General features: G+C 63.9%; 17 protein-coding genes. 14 read left to right on the top strand and 3 right to left on the bottom strand.

From position 1 onward, the window contains the following. Positions 1–193: 193 nt before the first annotated feature. Positions 194–1,081, bottom strand: a complete 888-nt coding sequence (locus tag N2605_RS18165) for a helix-turn-helix domain-containing protein (protein ID WP_225156893.1) — start codon at positions 1,079–1,081, stop codon at positions 194–196. 312 nt (positions 1,082–1,393) lie between these two features. Here N2605_RS18165 and N2605_RS18160 point away from each other — a divergent pair, with 312 nt between their 5' ends. Both N2605_RS18160 and acmB read left to right on the top strand, forming a co-directional pair. After that, positions 1,394–3,034 (top strand): flavin-containing monooxygenase, encoded by a 1,641-nt coding sequence (locus N2605_RS18160; protein WP_260347383.1) that lies wholly within the window; start codon positions 1,394–1,396, stop codon positions 3,032–3,034. A gap of 55 nt (positions 3,035–3,089) precedes the next feature. After that, positions 3,090–4,283: a methyl acetate hydrolase AcmB gene (acmB, locus tag N2605_RS18155; RefSeq protein WP_260347381.1), complete on the top strand. Its 1,194-nt coding sequence runs from the start codon at positions 3,090–3,092 to the stop codon at positions 4,281–4,283. Positions 4,284–4,361: 78 nt separating this feature from the next. Here acmB and queF read toward each other — a convergent pair whose 3' ends face one another. Beyond that, a complete protein-coding gene (gene queF, locus N2605_RS18150; protein WP_260347380.1) occupies positions 4,362–4,838 on the bottom strand; it encodes a preQ(1) synthase in 477 nt (158 codons plus the stop codon). Positions 4,839–4,950: 112 nt separating this feature from the next. Then, complete coding sequence (locus tag N2605_RS18145; RefSeq protein ID WP_260347379.1) at positions 4,951–5,928, bottom strand: Vgb family protein; 978 nt, start codon at positions 5,926–5,928, stop codon at positions 4,951–4,953. A gap of 174 nt (positions 5,929–6,102) precedes the next feature. Between N2605_RS18145 and eno the strand changes: the two genes are divergently transcribed. From eno to N2605_RS18085, 12 genes are all read left to right on the top strand, one after another. Then, positions 6,103–7,386, top strand: coding sequence for a phosphopyruvate hydratase (eno, locus tag N2605_RS18140; RefSeq protein WP_036044362.1), 1,284 nt, complete (start codon positions 6,103–6,105; stop codon positions 7,384–7,386). 46 nt (positions 7,387–7,432) lie between these two features. Then, positions 7,433–8,566: a zinc-binding dehydrogenase gene (locus N2605_RS18135; RefSeq protein WP_260347378.1), complete on the top strand. Its 1,134-nt coding sequence runs from the start codon at positions 7,433–7,435 to the stop codon at positions 8,564–8,566. A gap of 202 nt (positions 8,567–8,768) precedes the next feature. Then, on the top strand, positions 8,769–9,320 hold the full coding sequence (locus tag N2605_RS18130; RefSeq protein WP_260347377.1) for an NADPH-dependent FMN reductase: 552 nt from the start codon (positions 8,769–8,771) through the stop codon (positions 9,318–9,320). A 178-nt stretch (positions 9,321–9,498) separates the two neighbouring features. Further along, a complete protein-coding gene (locus N2605_RS18125; protein ID WP_025036496.1) occupies positions 9,499–9,816 on the top strand; it encodes an FtsB family cell division protein in 318 nt (105 codons plus the stop codon). Positions 9,817–10,036: 220 nt separating this feature from the next. Then, positions 10,037–10,996: a helix-turn-helix domain-containing protein gene (locus tag N2605_RS18120; protein ID WP_260347375.1), complete on the top strand. Its 960-nt coding sequence runs from the start codon at positions 10,037–10,039 to the stop codon at positions 10,994–10,996. 267 nt (positions 10,997–11,263) lie between these two features. Further along, positions 11,264–12,781 carry an aldehyde dehydrogenase gene (gene adh, locus N2605_RS18115; RefSeq protein WP_260347374.1) on the top strand — a complete coding sequence of 506 codons (1,518 nt, stop codon included), beginning with the start codon at positions 11,264–11,266 and terminating at the stop codon, positions 12,779–12,781. Positions 12,782–13,046: 265 nt separating this feature from the next. Then, positions 13,047–14,069 carry a pyruvate dehydrogenase (acetyl-transferring) E1 component subunit alpha gene (pdhA, locus tag N2605_RS18110; RefSeq protein ID WP_036025165.1) on the top strand — a complete coding sequence of 341 codons (1,023 nt, stop codon included), beginning with the start codon at positions 13,047–13,049 and terminating at the stop codon, positions 14,067–14,069. A 30-nt stretch (positions 14,070–14,099) separates the two neighbouring features. Beyond that, positions 14,100–15,482 carry a pyruvate dehydrogenase complex E1 component subunit beta gene (locus N2605_RS18105; protein WP_074447972.1) on the top strand — a complete coding sequence of 461 codons (1,383 nt, stop codon included), beginning with the start codon at positions 14,100–14,102 and terminating at the stop codon, positions 15,480–15,482. Positions 15,483–15,485: 3 nt separating this feature from the next. Beyond that, a complete protein-coding gene (locus tag N2605_RS18100) occupies positions 15,486–15,788 on the top strand; it encodes a DUF5076 domain-containing protein (RefSeq protein ID WP_008547332.1) in 303 nt (100 codons plus the stop codon). A gap of 2 nt (positions 15,789–15,790) precedes the next feature. Beyond that, positions 15,791–16,243, top strand: a complete 453-nt coding sequence (locus N2605_RS18095) for a nucleoside deaminase (RefSeq protein WP_260347373.1) — start codon at positions 15,791–15,793, stop codon at positions 16,241–16,243. A 63-nt stretch (positions 16,244–16,306) separates the two neighbouring features. After that, positions 16,307–17,656, top strand: a complete 1,350-nt coding sequence (locus N2605_RS18090; protein WP_260347372.1) for a pyruvate dehydrogenase complex dihydrolipoamide acetyltransferase — start codon at positions 16,307–16,309, stop codon at positions 17,654–17,656. A gap of 49 nt (positions 17,657–17,705) precedes the next feature. Beyond that, positions 17,706–17,912, top strand: coding sequence for a hypothetical protein (locus tag N2605_RS18085; protein WP_260347458.1), 207 nt, complete (start codon positions 17,706–17,708; stop codon positions 17,910–17,912). Positions 17,913–17,928 lie beyond the last annotated feature (16 nt).

Raw genomic sequence — 17,928 nt, 5'->3', positions numbered from 1 at the left:
CGAGACATTATTTTTCGTTCCCCTGATGCGACGCAGCGCGCCGCACTTGCGGCGTGGTGCGTTGCTGATCCGGGGTCCGGAATTCGTGGCGCTCGGTCCCGGCTGTGCGGGGCGCAGCGTTTCGCGCTGCACCTTGCGCGGAACACGGGTGGGGGCTGTCTCACTTCGTCCACGTCACACTGGGCGGAGGAGGCTAGCTCGCGCAGCTCTTGCGATACTCAGCCGGCGTGACGTTCATGTGTCTGCGGAAAATCCGATTGAGATGGCTTTGATCGGAAAATCCGCTCAAGAGGGCAATTTCCTTCAGGGCGAGCCGATCCTTGCGCAGATGTTGGCGGGCGCGCTCCACCTTGCGGCTCAGGACATAGGCATGCGGCCGCATGCCATAGTGCACCTGGAACTTGCGCGCGAACTGCACCGGCGAGCAGTTGCAGATGTTGGCTAGCTCCTCGAGCGTGATGTTCCTGGAGATGTTCTGTTCGACATAGTCCTCGATCAGCCTTGCATGCGCTGGCCTGAAGCGCCCCTGCGAGCAGGGCAGCTTGAATTCAACCGAGGCGTATTTTCGCAAGATGTGCACGCTCGCCTGAAGTGCCAGCGCATCGTAGCAGAGCCGGCCGCCCGGGCCGCCTTCGGACACTTCCTGCACCATCCGGTCGCCGATCCAGGTCAGCACCGGATCTTCGATCCTGAGCAGATCGTGGAGTTCGACGCCTTCTGACTCGCGGTCGAATGCCTCGCTCGCGGTCTTCGTCATCAGGCTCGGCGAGATGTAGAAATGGCTGACTTCGAGGTCATTGCTCCAGCGCCAGTTCGAAGGCTCCGCACGTGTCAGCAGGGTTGTGACACCGCGTCCGACGTGATCCTGCTTCCACGCGCCGGTCACACGGCGGTTCATTGACGTGGTGCCTTCGCGATAGACGACGATCAGGAAATTCTCGGACGGCGGCACCCAGATGTCGGACGGCGCATAGCGGAAGACGCGCAACCGAAAGTCAGCCTTGCCCACGGCGGAACTGTCCAGCATCAATTGGCCGGGAGCGTAGCGGGGGAGCTCCTCAACCGTGATTAATTGGCCCATCGCGCGCGACTCCTTCCCTGATTCTAAGGCGCGGTTGACCGCTTCTGCTTCTCATTGGCCGAACGGCGGAGACGAGCATAAGCCGGTTTTGCCATTTGCCAAGCGAGCCGCGTTGCCGAACTGCAGAACCGGCAACGGACGTCCGGCTTCGTTCAAAGAATTGTCCGATTTGTTCAAGCTCCAGCCGCCGGAATACTCATAGCTTCCCCCGTCCCGCACTGATGGGATCAACAATGACGCGCTGCACCACCATCCGATCGTATGACGGATGGGGAAGGTCGTGCGCAGTCAAAAATCACCGAGGAGGAAGAAATGGCGGAAGCCCTGACCAAATCCAATGGAAGCAACGGTTCGCATGGACCAGCGAGATTCGATGCCGTGGTTGTCGGAGCCGGCGTCGCCGGGCTCTATCAACTCTATCGTCTGCGCGAGCAGGGATTGAGCGTCAGGGGGATCGACGCCGCGTCAGGCGTAGGCGGCACGTGGTATTGGAATCGATATCCCGGCGCGCGCTTCGACTCCGAGGCCTACATCTATCAGTATCTTTTCTCCGAGGAGCTCTACAAGGATTGGAGCTGGAGCGAGAAGTTTCCGGGCCAGCCCGAAATCGAGCGCTGGATGAACTACGTCGCCGACCGTCTCGATCTGCGCAAGGACATCCAGTTCAGTACGACGGTCAAGAGCGCGCACTTCAACGAGGCCACGCAGCGCTGGCTGGTCACGACCGACCGGGGCGACGTGATCGACACCCAGTTTCTGGTCACCTGCTGCGGCATGCTGTCGGCTCCCTACGTATCCTTTCCGGGGCAGGAGACTTTCAAGGGACGGTTGTTCCATACGGCGCGCTGGCCGGAGCAGCCTGTCGACCTCGCAGGCAAGCGCGTCGGAGTCATCGGCAACGGTGCGACCGGCATCCAGGTCATCCAGACGATCGCCGGCGATGTCGGCCATCTCAAGGTGTTCATCCGGACGCCGCAATACATCATCCCGATGAAGAATCCGAAATTTGGGGCCGCGGAGGTCGTGGACTACAAGTCGAGATTCAAGTCACTCACCGAACGCCTGCCGCGCACATTCACCGGCTTTGAATACGACTTCGAGCACGCCTGGGCAGACCTCACGCCGGAGCGCCGCCGCGCGGTGATCGAGGCCTGCTGGAATGACGGTTCTCTGAAGCTATGGATATCCTCGTTCGCCGAGCTGTTCTTCGACCCGGAGGTCAATGCCGAGATCTCCGAATTCGTGCGCGGGAAGATGCGCGAGCGGCTCGAGGATCCGAAACTGTGCGATGCGTTGATTCCTGCCGATTATGGCTTCGGAACGCACCGTGTGCCGCTCGAGCAGAACTTCCTCGAGGCCTTCCATCGCCCCAACGTCGAGATCGTCAGCGTCAAGAGCAATCCGATCGATCGCGTCACGCCCACTGGTATTCAGACCGCTGACGGTACGGTCCATGAGCTGGATGTCATTATCCTAGCAACCGGCTTCGACGCCGGCACCGGTGCCTTGACGCGCATCGATATCAGGGGTCGCGACGGCCGATCGCTGAGGGAGGACTGGGGCAGGGACATCCGCACCACGATGGGCCTGCAGGTTCACGGCTATCCCAACCTGTTCACGACCGCCGTTCCGCTCGCTCCATCGGCTGCGCTGTGCAACATGACCACGTGCCTGCAGCAGCAGGTCGAATGGATCGATGACTGCATCAAGTACATGCGCAGCAAGGATCTGAAGGTGGTCGAGCCGACAAAGGACGCCCAGGACAGCTGGGTGGCCCATCACGATGAGATCGCAAACGCGACGCTGATCGCGAAAACCAATTCCTGGTACCTGGGCTCGAACGTCGAAGGCAAGCCGCGCCGTGTCCTGTCGTACTGCGGCGGCGTCGGCGCGTATCGACAGAAGTGCGACGAGGTCGCGGTGAACGGTTACGAGGGCTTCGCGATGCAATGAGCGCTCGCGACGCGAGCGTCGACTACATCAAACAATCCAGCACGGGAGGACGATCATGATCATGAATTTTGGCGCGACGGCAGATGCCGTTCTCGACGGCGTCGTCACATCCACGCCGCGCGTGCCCGGCGTTGTCGCGATGATGACGGACCGCCGGCGCAACATCTATGAAGGCGCAGCCGGCAAACGCCGTCTCGATCGGCCGGCGGACATGACCACCGACAGCGTCTTTGCCCTTTTCTCCACCACCAAGGCGATTACCGGCACGGCCGTTCTGCAACTCGTCGAGGAGGGCAAGCTCGATCTCGATGCGCCCGCGAAGCGTTACGCGAACGAGATCGGAAAGCTGCAGGTGATCGAGGGCTTCGATGCAGCGGGCGAGCCGATCCTGCGTGCACCGAAGCGCGATATCACCACGCGCATGCTGATGACCCACACGGCGGGCCTGAGCTACGATTTCATCAACCACACCTACAACCGGCTGGCGCAGGAGAAGGGGCAGCCCAGCGTGATCACCGCGACCAAGGCCTCCCTGATGACCCCGCTGCTGTTCGATCCCGGCGAGCGCTGGGACTATGGGACGAATCTCGACTGGTGCGGCCAGATCGTCGAGGCCATCACGGGCAAGCGACTCGGTGAAGTCTTCAAGACGCGCATCTTCGAACCGCTCGGGATCGAGGACATGACCTTCGAGCTGACCGATGCGATGCGCCAGAAACTGGCCGGCATCCACGCGCGGAATGCCGACGGGTCCCTGGCGCCGATGGATTTCGAGCTTCCAGCAAAGCCCGAAGTCCATATGGGCGGCCACGGCCTGTACGGCACGGTCGGCGACTACATGCGTTTCATCCGCATGTGGCTGAATGACGGGGTTGGCGAACACGGCCGCGTGCTGAAAGCCGAAACCGTTCGGATGGCGGAAAAGAACCATCTGGGCGACAGGAAGGTAACGCCGATCACGGGTGTCATCCCGTCACTGTGCAATGATGCGGAATTCTTTCCGGGCCAATCCAAATCCTGGGCGTTGAGCTTCATGGTCAACGACGAGGAAGCCCCGACAGGACGTCCCGCCGGCGCGCTGGGCTGGGCCGGGCTTGCCAACCTGTTCTACTGGATCGATCGGCAGAACAACGTCGGCGGGTTCTGGGCCACCCAGATTCTGCCCTTCGGTGATCCGACATCATTCATCGGCTATATGAACTTCGAGACGGCGCTCTACCAGAGCCTGAGGCAGCGCTTGGCAAGCTAGGACCGTGCTGCGAGAGCGGCCTCGTCGCTGTCGACCGAGGCCGTTTTCTCTTGATGGTCACACGTGACCGAGCATGCTCTAGCCCCGCCCGCGATAGGGCGCCACGCCCTGCTCCGGCACCCACAGGCCCTTCGGCACGCGGCCGGTCTGCCAGAACACGTCGATCGGGATGCCGCCGCGCGGATACCAATAGCCGCCGATGCGCAGGAATTTCGGCTTGATCTCGCTGGCGATGCGCTTGCCGATCATGACGGTGCAGTCCTCGTGGAATGCGCCGTGATTGCGGAAGCTGGCGATGTAGAGCTTGAGCGATTTCGATTCCAGCAGCCACGCCCCCGGCGCGTAGTCGATCATCAGATGCGCGAAATCCGGCTGGCCCGTAACCGGGCAGAGCGAGGTGAATTCCGGCACGGTGAAGCGCACCAGATAATCCGTGCCTTTCTGCGGATTGGGCACGCGGTCGAGTTGGGCCTCTTCCGGCGTGTGCGGCCATTCGACCGCGCGGCCGAGCTGGAGGGACTTTTTCGGCATCGTCGTCAACATCCTGTGGAGCATGATCCGGAAAAGTGGGCACCGGTTTTCCGAAAGATCATGCTCAATTAAGCAATAGGAGCGCGATAAGATCGCGCTCCAGAGGATGCCGGGATGGACGCAAACGGGCTCGTCGTCAACCGGCGGCGATTGTCTGGATCATGACGATGCGGTCGTTGCCGGACTCGCAGCCCCAAAGCTCGCCCGGCCGCCCGTCGAGCTGGCGGACATTGGCGTTGGCCTTGTCGCTGGCGAAGACGTTGAACTTCTCGGTGGCGGGATCGAAGCGCACGATGGCGTTGGCGGAGAAATCGGTCAGCCAGACCTTGTCCTTGTCGTCGACATAAACGGCATAGGCGCGGGGACGTTCGCCTGGCAGCTTCCAGGTCTTCCACGAGCCGTCCGCGGGATCATGCACCGAGACGTGGCCGCTGTTCCACTCGCTGACCCAGATCCGGCCCCTCGAATCCGACCAGACGCGCCGCGACCCCTGGTTCGGGGTCGGCGGCTCGACCACGGTCGCATTGCCGCCCGCGCGGTCGATCTTCGCGATATGGCTGCCGCCGAGGGAGGCGTACCAGATATCGCCCTTGGGCGTGACCGTGATGCCGTAGGGGCCGACCCCCTTCGGTGCCTTGAACACGTTCATCTCGCCGGTCTTCGGAGACAGCCGGCCGTAATAGCCGGACTGGCCGGTGAACCAGTAGGTGCCATCCCTGTCGAACACGCCGGTGTTGAGATTGGCGGAGGCTAACTTTTCCGGCAGGCGGAACAGCGTCACCTTGAGATCGGCAGGGTCGACCCGCGCAATCGCGTTCTGGCCGCCTTCGGTGATCCAGGGCGCACCGTCGGGCCCGACGGTTACGCCGTGTGGGGCTGCGCCCTGGCCTAGGCTGACCGTCTTGAAACGGCCATCGCGTGGATCGAGACTGCCGAGCAGACCCTTGCCCTGCGCCGTGAACCAGATCGTGCCGTCAGGGGCGGGCGTGAGATCGTGCAGGCCGATACCCGGACTGATCGGGTAGTATTTCGTCCGGAACGGGGCTTCCTGCGCAAAACCTGGGCGGGCGGCAAGCAGCGCGGCACTCGAAGCAAGAAATTGGCGGCGATTCATGGCGTTACCCCGACTGTTTGAGATTGAGGTTGGGCACGCGGACCAGACGTGGTCGAGCATATTCTGAGGCGCCTTTCGCGTCAGTCGGAGCGGTGCGTCCAAGCGTTCACATTTGCTTGCGGCCCGTGTAAGACCCGCGGCACCGATCAGCCCCAACGAACGGAAGTGGACATCATGACCGCCATCATCGACATCATCGGCCGCGAAATTCTCGATAGCCGGGGCAATCCCACCGTCGAGGTCGATGTCGTGCTGGAGGACGGGGCGCTCGGCCGCGCCGCGGTTCCGTCCGGCGCCTCCACCGGCGCCCATGAGGCCGTGGAACTGCGCGACGGCGACAAGGCGCGCTATCTCGGCAAGGGCGTGACCAAGGCGGTCGGCGCCGTCAATGGCGAGATCTTCGAGGCCCTGAGCGGCCTCGATGTCGAGCAGCAGGCCCAGATCGACCAGATCATGATCGACCTCGACGGCACGCCGAACAAGAGCCGGCTGGGCGCCAACGCCATCCTCGGCGTCTCGCTGGCCTGCGCCAAGGCGGCCGCGAATTCGCTCGACATGCCGCTCTATCGCTACGTCGGCGGCACCTCCGCGCGCCTGCTGCCGGTGCCGATGATGAACATCATCAACGGCGGCGTGCACGCCGACAACCCGATCGACTTCCAGGAATTCATGATCCTGCCGGTCGGCGCCTCGAGCTTTGCCGAGGGCCTGCGCTACGGCGCGGAAGTCTTCCATACGCTGAAGTCCGAATTGAAGAAGGCCGGCCACAACACCAATGTCGGCGACGAGGGCGGTTTCGCTCCGAATCTGCCGTCGGCGGACGCCGCGCTCGACTTCGTCATGAATGCGATCGGCAAGGCCGGCTTCAAGGCGGGCACCGACATCATGCTCGGCCTCGACTGCGCCTCGACCGAGTTCTTCAAGGACGGCAAATACGTCTATGAAGGCGAGGGCAAGACCCGTTCGATCTCCGAGCAGGCGAAGTATCTTGCCGACCTCGTCGCGCGCTATCCGATCGTGACCATCGAGGACGGCATGTCGGAAGACGACATGGACGGCTGGAAGGAGCTCACCGACCTGATCGGCAAGAAGTGCCAGCTGGTCGGCGACGACCTCTTCGTCACCAACGTCAAGCGCCTTGCCGAAGGCATCAAGACCGGCCGCGCCAACTCGATCCTGATCAAGGTCAACCAGATCGGCACGCTGACCGAGACGCTCGCCGCGGTCGAGATGGCGCACAAGGCCGGCTACACCTCGGTGATGTCGCACCGCTCCGGCGAGACCGAGGATTCCACCATCGCCGACCTCGCGGTCGCCACCAATTGCGGTCAGATCAAGACCGGCTCCCTTGCAAGGTCCGACCGGACCGCCAAATACAACCAGCTCTTGCGCATCGAGCAGCAGCTCGGCAAGCAGGCGCTCTATGGTGGCAAGGCGGCACTGAAGGCGCTGGCGTAAGCCGGCGTCTCGATCCGCGCGAAGAGAAGGACAGGGGAGGATCGACATGAGTGACGGCAAGACCGGACTCGAATTGCGTTCGCTGCTGAAGAAGAGCGGCGAGCTGGAATTGTCTCTCGTGACGGTCCCGACCCCGGAGCCGGCCGACGATGAGGTCGTGGTTCGCGTCGAGGCCACCCCGATCAACCCGTCCGACCTCGGGCTCCTGATCGGTCCCGCCGACATGTCGGCCGCCAAGGTCTCCGGCAGCAAGGAGATGCCGGTCATCACCGCCACGATGCCGGAGGCGGCGATGCGGATGATGGCGGCGAGATTCGATCAGTCGCTGCCGGTCGGCAACGAGGGCGCCGGCACGGTGATACGGACCGGATCGTCGGATGCGGCCAAGGCCCTGATGGGCAAGACGGTGTCGATGATCGGCGGCGGGATGTACACGCAGTACCGCGTGCTCAAGGTCCGCGACGTCATGGAGCTGCCGCCGGGCACCACGGCGGCGGACGGCGCTTCCTGGTTCGTCAATCCGCTAACTGCACTCGGCATGACCGAGACGATGCGGCGGGAGAACCACAAGGCGCTCGTGCACACGGCCGCAGCCTCCAATCTCGGTCAGATGCTCAACAAGATCTGCATCAAGGACGGCATCGGCCTCGTCAACATCGTCAGGAGCAAGGAGCAGGCCGACATCCTGCACAAGATCGGCGCAAAGTACGTCGTGGATTCCAGCGCGCCCAGCTTCATGGACGATCTGACCAACGCGCTGGTCGAGACCGGCGCCACCATCGCCTTCGACGCCATCGGCGGCGGCAAGCTGGCGAGCCAGATCCTGACCGGGATGGAGATCGCAGCCAACAAGACCGCGAAGGAATACAGCCGCTACGGCTCCAACGTGTACAAGCAGGTCTACATCTATGGCAGCCTCGACACGCGGCCGACGGAGCTGAACCGCTCGTTCGGGCTCAGCTGGGGCGTCGGCGGCTGGCTGCTCACGCCATTCCTTCAAAACATCGGCCCGGCCGAGATCGGCCGCCTGCGCCAGCGCGTGGCATCCGAGCTCAAAACCACCTTTGCCAGCCATTACACCAAGGTAGTGTCGCTCGCCGAGGCGCTCGATCCCGCCAATATCGCAGTCTACGCCAAGCGGGCCACCGGCGAAAAATTCCTGATCAACCCGAACAAGTGATCGCTTCGGACCGTTACCGACGGACATCAGGCCGCCGCTTGGCGGCCTGATTGCTGTTGATCTTGGCCGGATGAAGCGCGCGCGCACCCATTTCCAGAAACGCAGCGTTTCCAAATCGGACCAGTTCATGCACTTGCATCTATTGGCCCGGATGGCTTAAGTGCCGTTCCGGCATTTCCGCTCGAGCCTTCAAGGACACCCAATGGCCTACAACATCGTCACGATCGCTGGCAGCCTGCGCAAGGACAGCTTCTCGCTCAAGATCGCCAATGCGCTCGCCAAGCTCGCGCCTGCCTCGCTCAAGCTCGAGGTGATCACGCCGGCGGGCATCTCGTTCTTCAACCAGGACCTAGAGGGCGCGCCGCCCGCGGACTGGCTCGCCTTCCGCGAGAAGCTCAAGACGTCGAATGGCGTCCTGTTCGTCACCCCCGAATACAACCGCTCGATCCCGGGCGTTCTGAAGAATGCCATCGACGTCGCCTCGCGGCCCTATGGCAAGAGCTCGTTCCTCGGCAAACCGGTCGGCATCATCTCCAATTCGCCGGGGCTGCTCGGCGGCGTCAGCGCGGCCAAGCATCTGCAGAACATCCTGCCGGGCATTTCCGGTCCGGTCCTCCAGCAGCCGGAAATCTATCTCAGTAGCGTCGGCGATGCTTTCGATGTGGACGGCAACCTGACCAAGGACTCCCTCAAGACGGTGCTGCAGCAATACATCGACGCCTTCGCCGCGCATGTGGCGAAGAATCAGGGCTGAGCTTCCGGCCAAGCCGACGCTCCGTCATGCCCGGGCTTGTCCCGGGCATCCACGTTCTTCGTTATCGCCGGCAAAGCACGTGGATGCCCGGGACAAGCCCGGGCATGACGCGTCGTGGGGATAGTGCCTCGTTCTGGCAATTAGCACTCCCTTAACCAACCTGTCCCATCTTCCGAAGATGGTCTCCCGCGCGCGCCTGAAATCGATCCTGACCGGTCTTGCCCTCTATGCGATGGCGGCGGCGATCGTCGGCTATTTCGGCGTCAACGCCTACACCGGCAAATACGGTCTCAACGCCCGCCAGGAGCTCGACCAGGAGATCATCGCGCTGACCAGCGAGCTGGCTCAGCTCAAGCGCGAGCGCGCCAGAAGCGAACAACGGGTGTCGCTGCTGCGGTCCGAGAAGATCGACCCGGACATGCTGGACGAGCGGGCGCGCTTCCAGCTCGACTATGTCCATCCGCGCGATCTCGTTCGAATGATCCCGGCGAACTAGCGGCATCCGCAGCTTTCGAAAGCCGAAGCGAAAGTCGCTGCTGACATCCGACCACCACAACTTTGCCTCCTCCTGCGAAGGTCGTAACCCCCGAACCGGGCGGTTCCCTTGACGGCGGCGCCGCGGCGGGCTCATGCCTTTGCTGGCGCGCGCTGAAGTTGACGCAGATCAACCGGGGAGCACCGGCGCCTCCTACAATCGATATCCGGAGGAAACTGTGATGAATGGGACAATGCCCCGGCATCACGCGGCCCGCGTCGAGGCCGCCATCGCGTCAGGCCAGGCGGCACGGTCCGCGCTCGTGGCCTCGTGGCGCCGTTCCTCCCGGTTGCACCATCTCGATCCCGGCGGCCACGCCGCGCCGATGCGGCTGACCGAGGCCGAGCTGCAGCAGGCGCGCGAGCGCATCGCGCCGCTTCTGGCGGCCGCCCAGGGCGCCATGGACCGGCTTTATCAGGCTGTCGGCTCTGCGGGCTGCTGCGTGCTGCTCGCCGATCGCGAGGGCGTGCCGGTCGATCGCCGCGGCACGGTGGCGGACGATGCGACGTTTCAGTCCTGGGGCCTTTGGACCGGTGCACTCTGGAGCGAGGAGCACGAGGGCACCAACGGTATCGGCACCTGTCTCGTCGAGCAGCGTCCGCTGACGATCGATCGCGACCAGCACTTCTTTGCGCGCAACACGCTTCTGAGCTGCACCGCCGTTCCGATCTACGATCACGAAGCGGCGCTCGCGGGCGTGCTCGACGTCTCCTCGTGCCGCGCCGACCGCACCGATGCCTTCGCCAGCCTGATCGCGCTCGCGGCAGGCGAGGCGGCCAGGCGGATCGAGGCCGACCTGTTTCGCAAGGTCTTCGCCCATGCCCGCATCGTGCTGACACAGGCGGCGGATGGAGGCTGCGGCGGCCTCGTTGCAGTCGATGCGGACGATCTGGTGATCGGCGCAACGCGCTCCGCCCGGCTGGCGCTCGGCATCGTGCCCGGCGGTGCGTTGCGGCCGCTGCCCGCGGCCGATCTTCTCGGCGGCGATGCCGCGCGCGATCATCTTGCCGGTGGCCAGCGTGCGGTACTGCAGCGCGCGCTGTTGCGTGCCGGCGGCAATGTCTCCGCCGCCGCCAAGGCCCTCGGCGTCAGCCGCGCGACGCTGCACCGGAAGCTGAAGCGGTTCGAGCTGAACCACTGAGCTCAGCCGTCATTGCGAGCGCAGCGAAGCAATCCAGAATCTTTCCGCGGAGGGACTCTGGATTGCTTCGCTGCGTTCGCAATGACGGTAGGGTGGCTGTGAGCGCTCCATCTCACGCTTACCTCGTCCACGACTGTCGCAGTTCTGCGACAGGTCGGCTCCGCCATCGCGTCCGTCCGGGCTGACAGAAAACACCTCCCGCATCATCGTCGGCGCAAGTCGCGAACAGGCGACGACAAGCGCAAACAGCAACATCGGGAGTGATCAATGAACAAGGTGGAATTCCTCAGCGTCACCAAAGTGCCCTTTGCCGAACGCTACGACAATTTCATCGGCGGCAAGTTCGTCGCGCCGATCTCCGGGAAATATTTCGACAATGCCTCGCCCCTGACTGGCCAGGTCGTCTGCAAGATCGCGCGGTCCGACGCGCAGGACATCGAGGCAGCGCTCGACGCGGCGCATGCCGCCAAGTCCGCCTGGGGCCGCACCAGCGTCGCCGAGCGCGCCGCGGTCCTGAACCGGATCGCCGACCGCATGGAAGAGAACCTCGAGCGCCTCGCGATTGCCGAGACCTGGGACAACGGCAAGCCGATCCGCGAGACGCGCGCCGCCGACCTGCCGCTCGCGATCGACCATTTCCGCTATTTCGCCGGTGTCGTCCGCGCCCAGGAAGGCTCGATCGGCGAGATCGACCACGACACCATCGCCTATCATTTCCACGAGCCGCTCGGCGTGGTCGGCCAGATCATTCCCTGGAACTTCCCGCTTCTGATGGCCTGCTGGAAGCTCGCGCCGGCGCTGGCCGCCGGTAATTGCGTGGTGCTCAAGCCCGCCGAGCAGACCCCGGCCTCGATCATGGTCTTCGCCGAGGTCATTGCCGACCTGCTGCCGGCAGGCGTGCTCAACATCGTCAATGGCTTTGGCCTCGAGGCCGGCAAGCCGCTGGCGTCGAGCCCACGCATTGCCAAGATCGCCTTCACCGGCGAGACCACGACGGGCCGGCTGATCATGCAATATGCCAGCCAGAATCTGATTCCTGTCACGCTCGAGCTCGGCGGCAAGTCGCCGAACATCTTCTTCAAGGACGTCACCGCCGAGAACGACGATTTCTTCGACAAGGCGATCGAGGGATTCGTCATGTTCGCGCTGAACCAGGGCGAGGTCTGCACCTGTCCGAGCCGGGCGCTGGTCCACGCCGACATCTATGACCGCTTCATGGAGCGGGCGCTCAAGCGCGTCGCCGCGATCAAGCAGGGCGATCCGCGCGATCCCACCACCATGATCGGCGCACAGGCCTCCAGCGAGCAACTCAGCAAGATCCTCTCCTATATCGACATCGGCAAGCAGGAGGGCGCCAAGGTGCTGGCCGGCGGCGGACGCGCCGATCTCGGCGGCGATCTCACCGGCGGCTTCTACGTGCAGCCGACCGTGTTCGAGGGCCACAACAAGATGCGAATCTTCCAGGAGGAGATTTTCGGCCCCGTCGTCTCGGTCACGACCTTCAAGACCGACGAAGAGGCGCTCGCGATCGCCAACGACACGCTCTACGGCCTAGGTGCCGGCGTTTGGAGCCGCGACGCCAATCGCTGCTACCGCTTCGGCCGGGAGATCCAGGCCGGCCGGGTCTGGACCAATTGCTACCATGCCTATCCCGCCCATGCGGCGTTCGGCGGCTACAAGCAGTCGGGCGTCGGGCGCGAGACCCACAAGATGATGCTCGATCATTACCAGCAGACCAAGAACCTCCTGGTCAGCTACAGCCCGAAGAAGCTCGGCTTCTTCTGATCGGATCGGACAGGGCGGCGCCGCTTCGGCGCCGTCCGCTCCGCATGTCGGGATTGGCGTCGTGCACCGTTCTTGATCCGGTCACGAATCTGCGCGCGCGATGGCGCTCATAGATTTGTTGCCCGATCAGCGCCAAAGATTTTGCAATATTTCGATCACGTTGCAGTGCGGCATAATGAAAGTCGTGCCATGCCGCCGCGGTGCTTTCCAAGGGCGTTTGACTTGGGTTAGAGAGGGCGAAAGTTTTCTCTGACCCGGAATTCCCATGGCCGCACCCAAGAAAGCCGCCGCAAGCGCTCCACAGGACAAGACCGACGGCGGTTCGCCCCCGGAATTCACGAAGGAGCAGGAACTCAAGGCGCTCCGCGACATGCTCCTGATCCGGCGCTTCGAGGAAAAGGCAGGCCAGCTCTACGGCATGGGCGCCATCGGCGGCTTCTGCCACCTCTATATCGGCCAGGAGGCCGTGGTGGTCGGCATGCAGATGGCCCTCAAAGAGGGCGATCAGGTCATCACCGGCTATCGCGACCACGGTCACATGCTTGCGACCGGCATGGATGCCAACGGTGTCATGGCCGAGCTGACGGGACGTCGCGGCGGCTATTCCAAGGGCAAGGGCGGCTCCATGCACATGTTCAGCAAGGAGAAGCACTTCTACGGCGGTCACGGCATCGTCGGCGCCCAGGTCTCGCTCGGCACCGGCCTTGCCTTTGCCAACCACTATCGCGGCAACGACAATGTCAGCGTCACCTATTTCGGCGACGGCGCGGCCAATCAGGGCCAAGTCTATGAGAGCTTCAACATGGCGGAGCTCTGGAAGCTGCCGGTGATCTACGTCATCGAGAACAACCGCTACGCCATGGGCACCTCGGTCTCGCGCGCCTCGGCACAGCAGGATTTTTCCAAGCGCGGTGCGTCCTTCAACATCCCGGGCAAGCAGGTCGACGGCATGGACGTCCGCGCCGTGAAGGCGGCGGGCGAGGAGGCGGCGGCCTGGTGCCGTGGCGGCAAGGGTCCTTTCATCCTGGAGATGCAGACCTACCGCTATCGCGGCCACTCGATGTCCGATCCCGCAAAATATCGCACACGCGAGGAGGTCGAGAAGGTTCGCCACGACCAGGATCCGATCGAGCAGGTTCGCAATCGGCTGCTCGCTGCCAAGGTCAGCGAAGCCGATCTCAAGGCGATCGACGCCGAAGTGCGCGACATCGTCAACGCCTCCGCCGATTTCGCCCAGCATGATCCCGAGCCGGATGCCGCCGAGCTCTGGACCGACGTGTACCGCTGAACGCGCGCGCAAGCTTTCTTTGGAGAAGATATGCCAATTCAAGTGCTGATGCCCGCGTTGTCGCCCACGATGGAGAAGGGCAACCTCGCCAAATGGCTGAAGAAAGAGGGCGAGACGATCAAGTCCGGCGACGTCATCGCCGAGATCGAGACCGACAAGGCGACCATGGAGGTCGAGGCGACCGACGAGGGCACGCTCGGCAAGATCCTGATCCCCGAGGGCACCGCCGACGTGGCGGTGAACACCCCGATCGCGACCATCCTCGCCGACGGCGAGAGCGCGGCTGATCTCGCCAAGGCACCCGCAGCGGCGGCGAAGGCTGCGGAGTCCGCGCCGCCGGCCGCAGCAAAGGCCGAGGCGCCCGCGCCGAAAGCCGCGCCTGCTCCGCAGGCCGTTGCCGAGCCCGATCCGGAAGTCCCTGCCGGCACCGAAATGGTGACGCAGACCATCCGCGAAGCGCTGCGCGATGCCATGGCCGAAGAGATGCGCCGCGACGCGGACGTGTTCGTGATGGGCGAAGAAGTTGCCGAATATCAGGGCGCCTACAAGGTGACCCAGGGCCTGCTCCAGGAGTTCGGCGCCAAGCGCGTGATCGACACGCCGATCACCGAGCACGGCTTTGCCGGGGTCGGCGTCGGTGCCGCGATGACCGGTCTCAAGCCGATCGTCGAGTTCATGACCTTCAACTTCGCCATGCAGGCGATCGACCAGATCATCAACTCCGCGGCCAAGACGCTCTACATGTCAGGTGGCCAGATGGGCTGCTCGATCGTGTTCCGCGGTCCGAACGGTGCGGCCGCGCGCGTTGCCGCCCAGCACAGCCAGGACTATTCGGCGTGGTATTCGCACGTCCCGGGCCTCAAGGTGGTGGCGCCGTATTCGGCCGCGGACGCCAAGGGCCTGCTCAAGGCTGCGATCCGCGATCCCAACCCGGTGATCTTCCTCGAGAATGAGGTGCTGTACGGCCACACTGGCGAAGTCCCGAAGCTCGACGACTTCATCATCCCGATCGGCAAGGCGCGCATCGTGCGCGCCGGCAGTCACGTCACGATCATCTCCTGGTCGAACGGCATGACCTATGCGCTGAAGGCTGCGGACGAGCTCGCCAAGGACGGCATCGAGGCCGAGGTGATCGACCTGCGCACGCTGCGTCCGATGGACACGGAGACCATCATCAACTCCGTGAAGAAAACGGGACGTGCGGTTACGGTGGAAGAGGGGTGGGCCCAGAGCGGCGTCGGCGCCGAGATCGCCGCGCGCATCATGGAGAACGCCTTCGACTATCTTGATGCGCCGGTGACGCGCGTGTCTGGCAAGGACGTGCCGATGCCCTATGCCGCGAACCTGGAGAAGCTCGCGCTGCCCTCGGCGGCGGACGTCGTCGAGGCCGCTAAAGCCGTCTGCTACAGGTAGACCATGGCAGGCCCCAAGGAGCAGCCACTGCCGCCAGACGTCATGACCCGCGACGACGCGGTCGAGATCCTGCGCGTGTTCGTCCTGGACGGTGGGCTGTCGATGGCGTTCCAGCGCGCCTTCGAGGAGCCGGACATGTGGGGCCTCCTGCTCGTCGATCTCGCACGTCATGCCGCGCGCGCCTATGCGCGCGAGAGCGAATATACCGAGGAGGACGCGCTGAACCGGATCCTCGACATGTTCCAGGCCGAGATCGAGCGCCCCACCGACACGGGCACCACCACGCCGCGCGGCAAGGGGCACTGACCATGGCGATCGAAGCCTATCATTACGATTTGATGCTGGAGGCGATCCGCGAGGCGGAAGCCTCGATCGCGCAGGGCGGCTTGCCGATCGGCGCGGTGCTGACGCGCGACAACAAGATCATCGCCCGCGGCCACAACAACCGCGTGCAGGAGAACAATCCGATCCTGCATGGCGAAATGAGCTGCCTGCGCGAGGCCGGCGCGATCTCGTTCCACGACACCGTCATGTACACCACGCTGTCGCCATGCTCGATGTGCGCCGGCGCGCTCGCGCTGTTCAAGGTCAAGCTGGTGGTGATCGGAGAGTCCATCACCTTTCCGGGCTCCAAGGACATTCTCGACAGGTTCGGGATTCCGTGGATCGACCTTGCCGACGACCGCTCCATCACCATGATGAAGAATTGGCGTTCCATCCCAACCAATGAGCGCCTGTGGCAGGGCGACATCGGCAACTAAACCTGGTCTGTTCGTCGCCGCTGTCGGACGACGACGTTTTGCAAAGTTCTTCTTGAGGTCAGCATGCCCATCAACATCCTGATGCCCGCTCTCTCGCCGACGATGGAGAAGGGCAACCTCGCCAAATGGCTGAAGAAGGAGGGCGACAAGGTCAAGTCCGGCGACGTCATCGCCGAGATCGAGACCGACAAGGCGACCATGGAGGTCGAGGCGATCGATGAGGGCACGATCGCCAAGATCCTGGTGCCCGAGGGCACGCAGGACGTTCCGGTCAACGACGTGATCGCGGTGCTCGCCGGCGAGGGCGAGGATGTGAAGGCTGCAGGGAGCGCCAAGCCCAGCGCTTCGGCCGCGCCGCCGAAGGCTGCTGAGGCTCCTGCTTCGCCGGCTCCCGCGCCTGCGCCTGCCGCACCGAAAGCTGCTGCGCCCGCCGCGGCACCCGCGCAGCAGGCTGCAGCTCCGGCAGCGCAAGCCAATGGTCATGGCGGCCGTGTATTCTCGTCGCCGCTGGCGCGCCGTCTCGCCAAGGAGGCCGGCATCGATGTCGCCATGGTCGCCGGCACCGGTCCGCACGGCCGCGTGGTCGCCCGCGACGTCGAGCAGGCCAAGTCCGGCAAGGGTCTGAAAGCGCCCGCCGCGGCACCGTCAGGCGCGCCTGCGATCGCGCCGACCATGTCGGACAAGCAGATCCTGTCGCTGTTCGAGCCCGGCTCCTACGACATCGTCCCGCATGACGGCATGCGCCGCACCATCGCCCAGCGCCTGACCGCATCGATCCAGAACGTCCCGCACTTCTACCTCACCATCGACTGCGACATCGGCAAGCTGCTCACTGCCCGCGAGGAGATCAACGCCGCCGCGCCGAAGGACAAGGAGAAGAAGCCGCTCTACAAGATCTCGGTCAACGATTTCGTCATCAAGGCGATGGCGGTCGCGCTGCAGAAGATCCCGAACTGCAACGTCAGCTGGACCGAAAGCGGCATGGTCAAGCATCACCATTCCGACGTCGGCGTCGCCGTCGCGATGCCCGGCGGCCTGATCACGCCGATCATCCGGAAAGCGCAGACCAAGACGCTCTCGACCATCTCCAACGAGATGAAGGATTTTGCCGCGCGCGCCCGCTCGCGCAAGCTCAAGCCGGAGGAATACCAGGGCGGCACCACGGCCGTTTCCAACCTCGGCATGTACGGCATTAGCCACTTCACTGCGGTGATCAATCCGCCTCATGCCACGATCCTTGCGGTTGGCACCAGCGAGGAGCGTCCCGTGGTGCGCGGCGGCAAGGTCGAGATCGCGCACATGATGAGCGTGACCTTGTCCTGCGATCACCGCGCCATCGACGGCGCGCTCGGCGCCGAGCTGATCGGCGCGTTCAAGCAGCTGATCGAAAACCCCGTGATGATGATGGTCTGAAGCGGCGGCAGAGGGGGCAACCTTGCATGTCCGGACCCGCTGGCCATGGATATCGCTATTGCTCGGAGTCATCGTCGCGCTCAACCCCGTCGGGCTCGATTTTCTTCACTCTGCGTTCTTTGCCGGCGAGCAGCTGGCACGGAACATCGCCCAGCCGATCGTGCTCACTGCGCTTGCCATCATAGTCCTGGTGGTGCTGCTCGAATGGCTGCTGAGGTCTTTTCTGGTCAAGCGCCGCGCCCGCGGCGCTTCTTGAGTTGAACGGGAGCCGC

The sequence above is a fragment of the Bradyrhizobium yuanmingense genome (assembly GCF_025200905.1).
In the GTDB taxonomy this organism is placed as follows: domain Bacteria; phylum Pseudomonadota; class Alphaproteobacteria; order Rhizobiales; family Xanthobacteraceae; genus Bradyrhizobium; species Bradyrhizobium yuanmingense.
Note: the sequence above shows the minus strand (reverse complement) of the source record. Positions and strands in the feature narration are given on the sequence as shown.

Bases quoted from the DNA above. Each gene is read 5' to 3' on its own strand.
- N2605_RS18105 (WP_074447972.1), top strand. From the start codon at position 14,100: ATGCCAATTCAAGTGCTGATGCCCGCGTTGTCGCCCACGATGGAGAAG.
- N2605_RS18095 (WP_260347373.1), top strand. From the start codon at position 15,791: ATGGCGATCGAAGCCTATCATTACGATTTGATGCTGGAGGCGATCCGC.
- acmB (WP_260347381.1), top strand. From the start codon at position 3,090: ATGATCATGAATTTTGGCGCGACGGCAGATGCCGTTCTCGACGGCGTC.
- queF (WP_260347380.1), bottom strand. From the start codon at position 4,838: ATGCTCCACAGGATGTTGACGACGATGCCGAAAAAGTCCCTCCAGCTC.
- N2605_RS18130 (WP_260347377.1), top strand. From the start codon at position 8,769: ATGGCCTACAACATCGTCACGATCGCTGGCAGCCTGCGCAAGGACAGC.
- N2605_RS18120 (WP_260347375.1), top strand. From the start codon at position 10,037: ATGAATGGGACAATGCCCCGGCATCACGCGGCCCGCGTCGAGGCCGCC.
- N2605_RS18165 (WP_225156893.1), bottom strand. From the start codon at position 1,081: ATGGGCCAATTAATCACGGTTGAGGAGCTCCCCCGCTACGCTCCCGGC.
- adh (WP_260347374.1), top strand. From the start codon at position 11,264: ATGAACAAGGTGGAATTCCTCAGCGTCACCAAAGTGCCCTTTGCCGAA.
- eno (WP_036044362.1), top strand. From the start codon at position 6,103: ATGACCGCCATCATCGACATCATCGGCCGCGAAATTCTCGATAGCCGG.
- N2605_RS18135 (WP_260347378.1), top strand. From the start codon at position 7,433: ATGAGTGACGGCAAGACCGGACTCGAATTGCGTTCGCTGCTGAAGAAG.
- N2605_RS18125 (WP_025036496.1), top strand. From the start codon at position 9,499: ATGGTCTCCCGCGCGCGCCTGAAATCGATCCTGACCGGTCTTGCCCTC.
- N2605_RS18100 (WP_008547332.1), top strand. From the start codon at position 15,486: ATGGCAGGCCCCAAGGAGCAGCCACTGCCGCCAGACGTCATGACCCGC.
- N2605_RS18090 (WP_260347372.1), top strand. From the start codon at position 16,307: ATGCCCATCAACATCCTGATGCCCGCTCTCTCGCCGACGATGGAGAAG.
- pdhA (WP_036025165.1), top strand. From the start codon at position 13,047: ATGGCCGCACCCAAGAAAGCCGCCGCAAGCGCTCCACAGGACAAGACC.
- N2605_RS18145 (WP_260347379.1), bottom strand. From the start codon at position 5,928: ATGAATCGCCGCCAATTTCTTGCTTCGAGTGCCGCGCTGCTTGCCGCC.
- N2605_RS18160 (WP_260347383.1), top strand. From the start codon at position 1,394: ATGGCGGAAGCCCTGACCAAATCCAATGGAAGCAACGGTTCGCATGGA.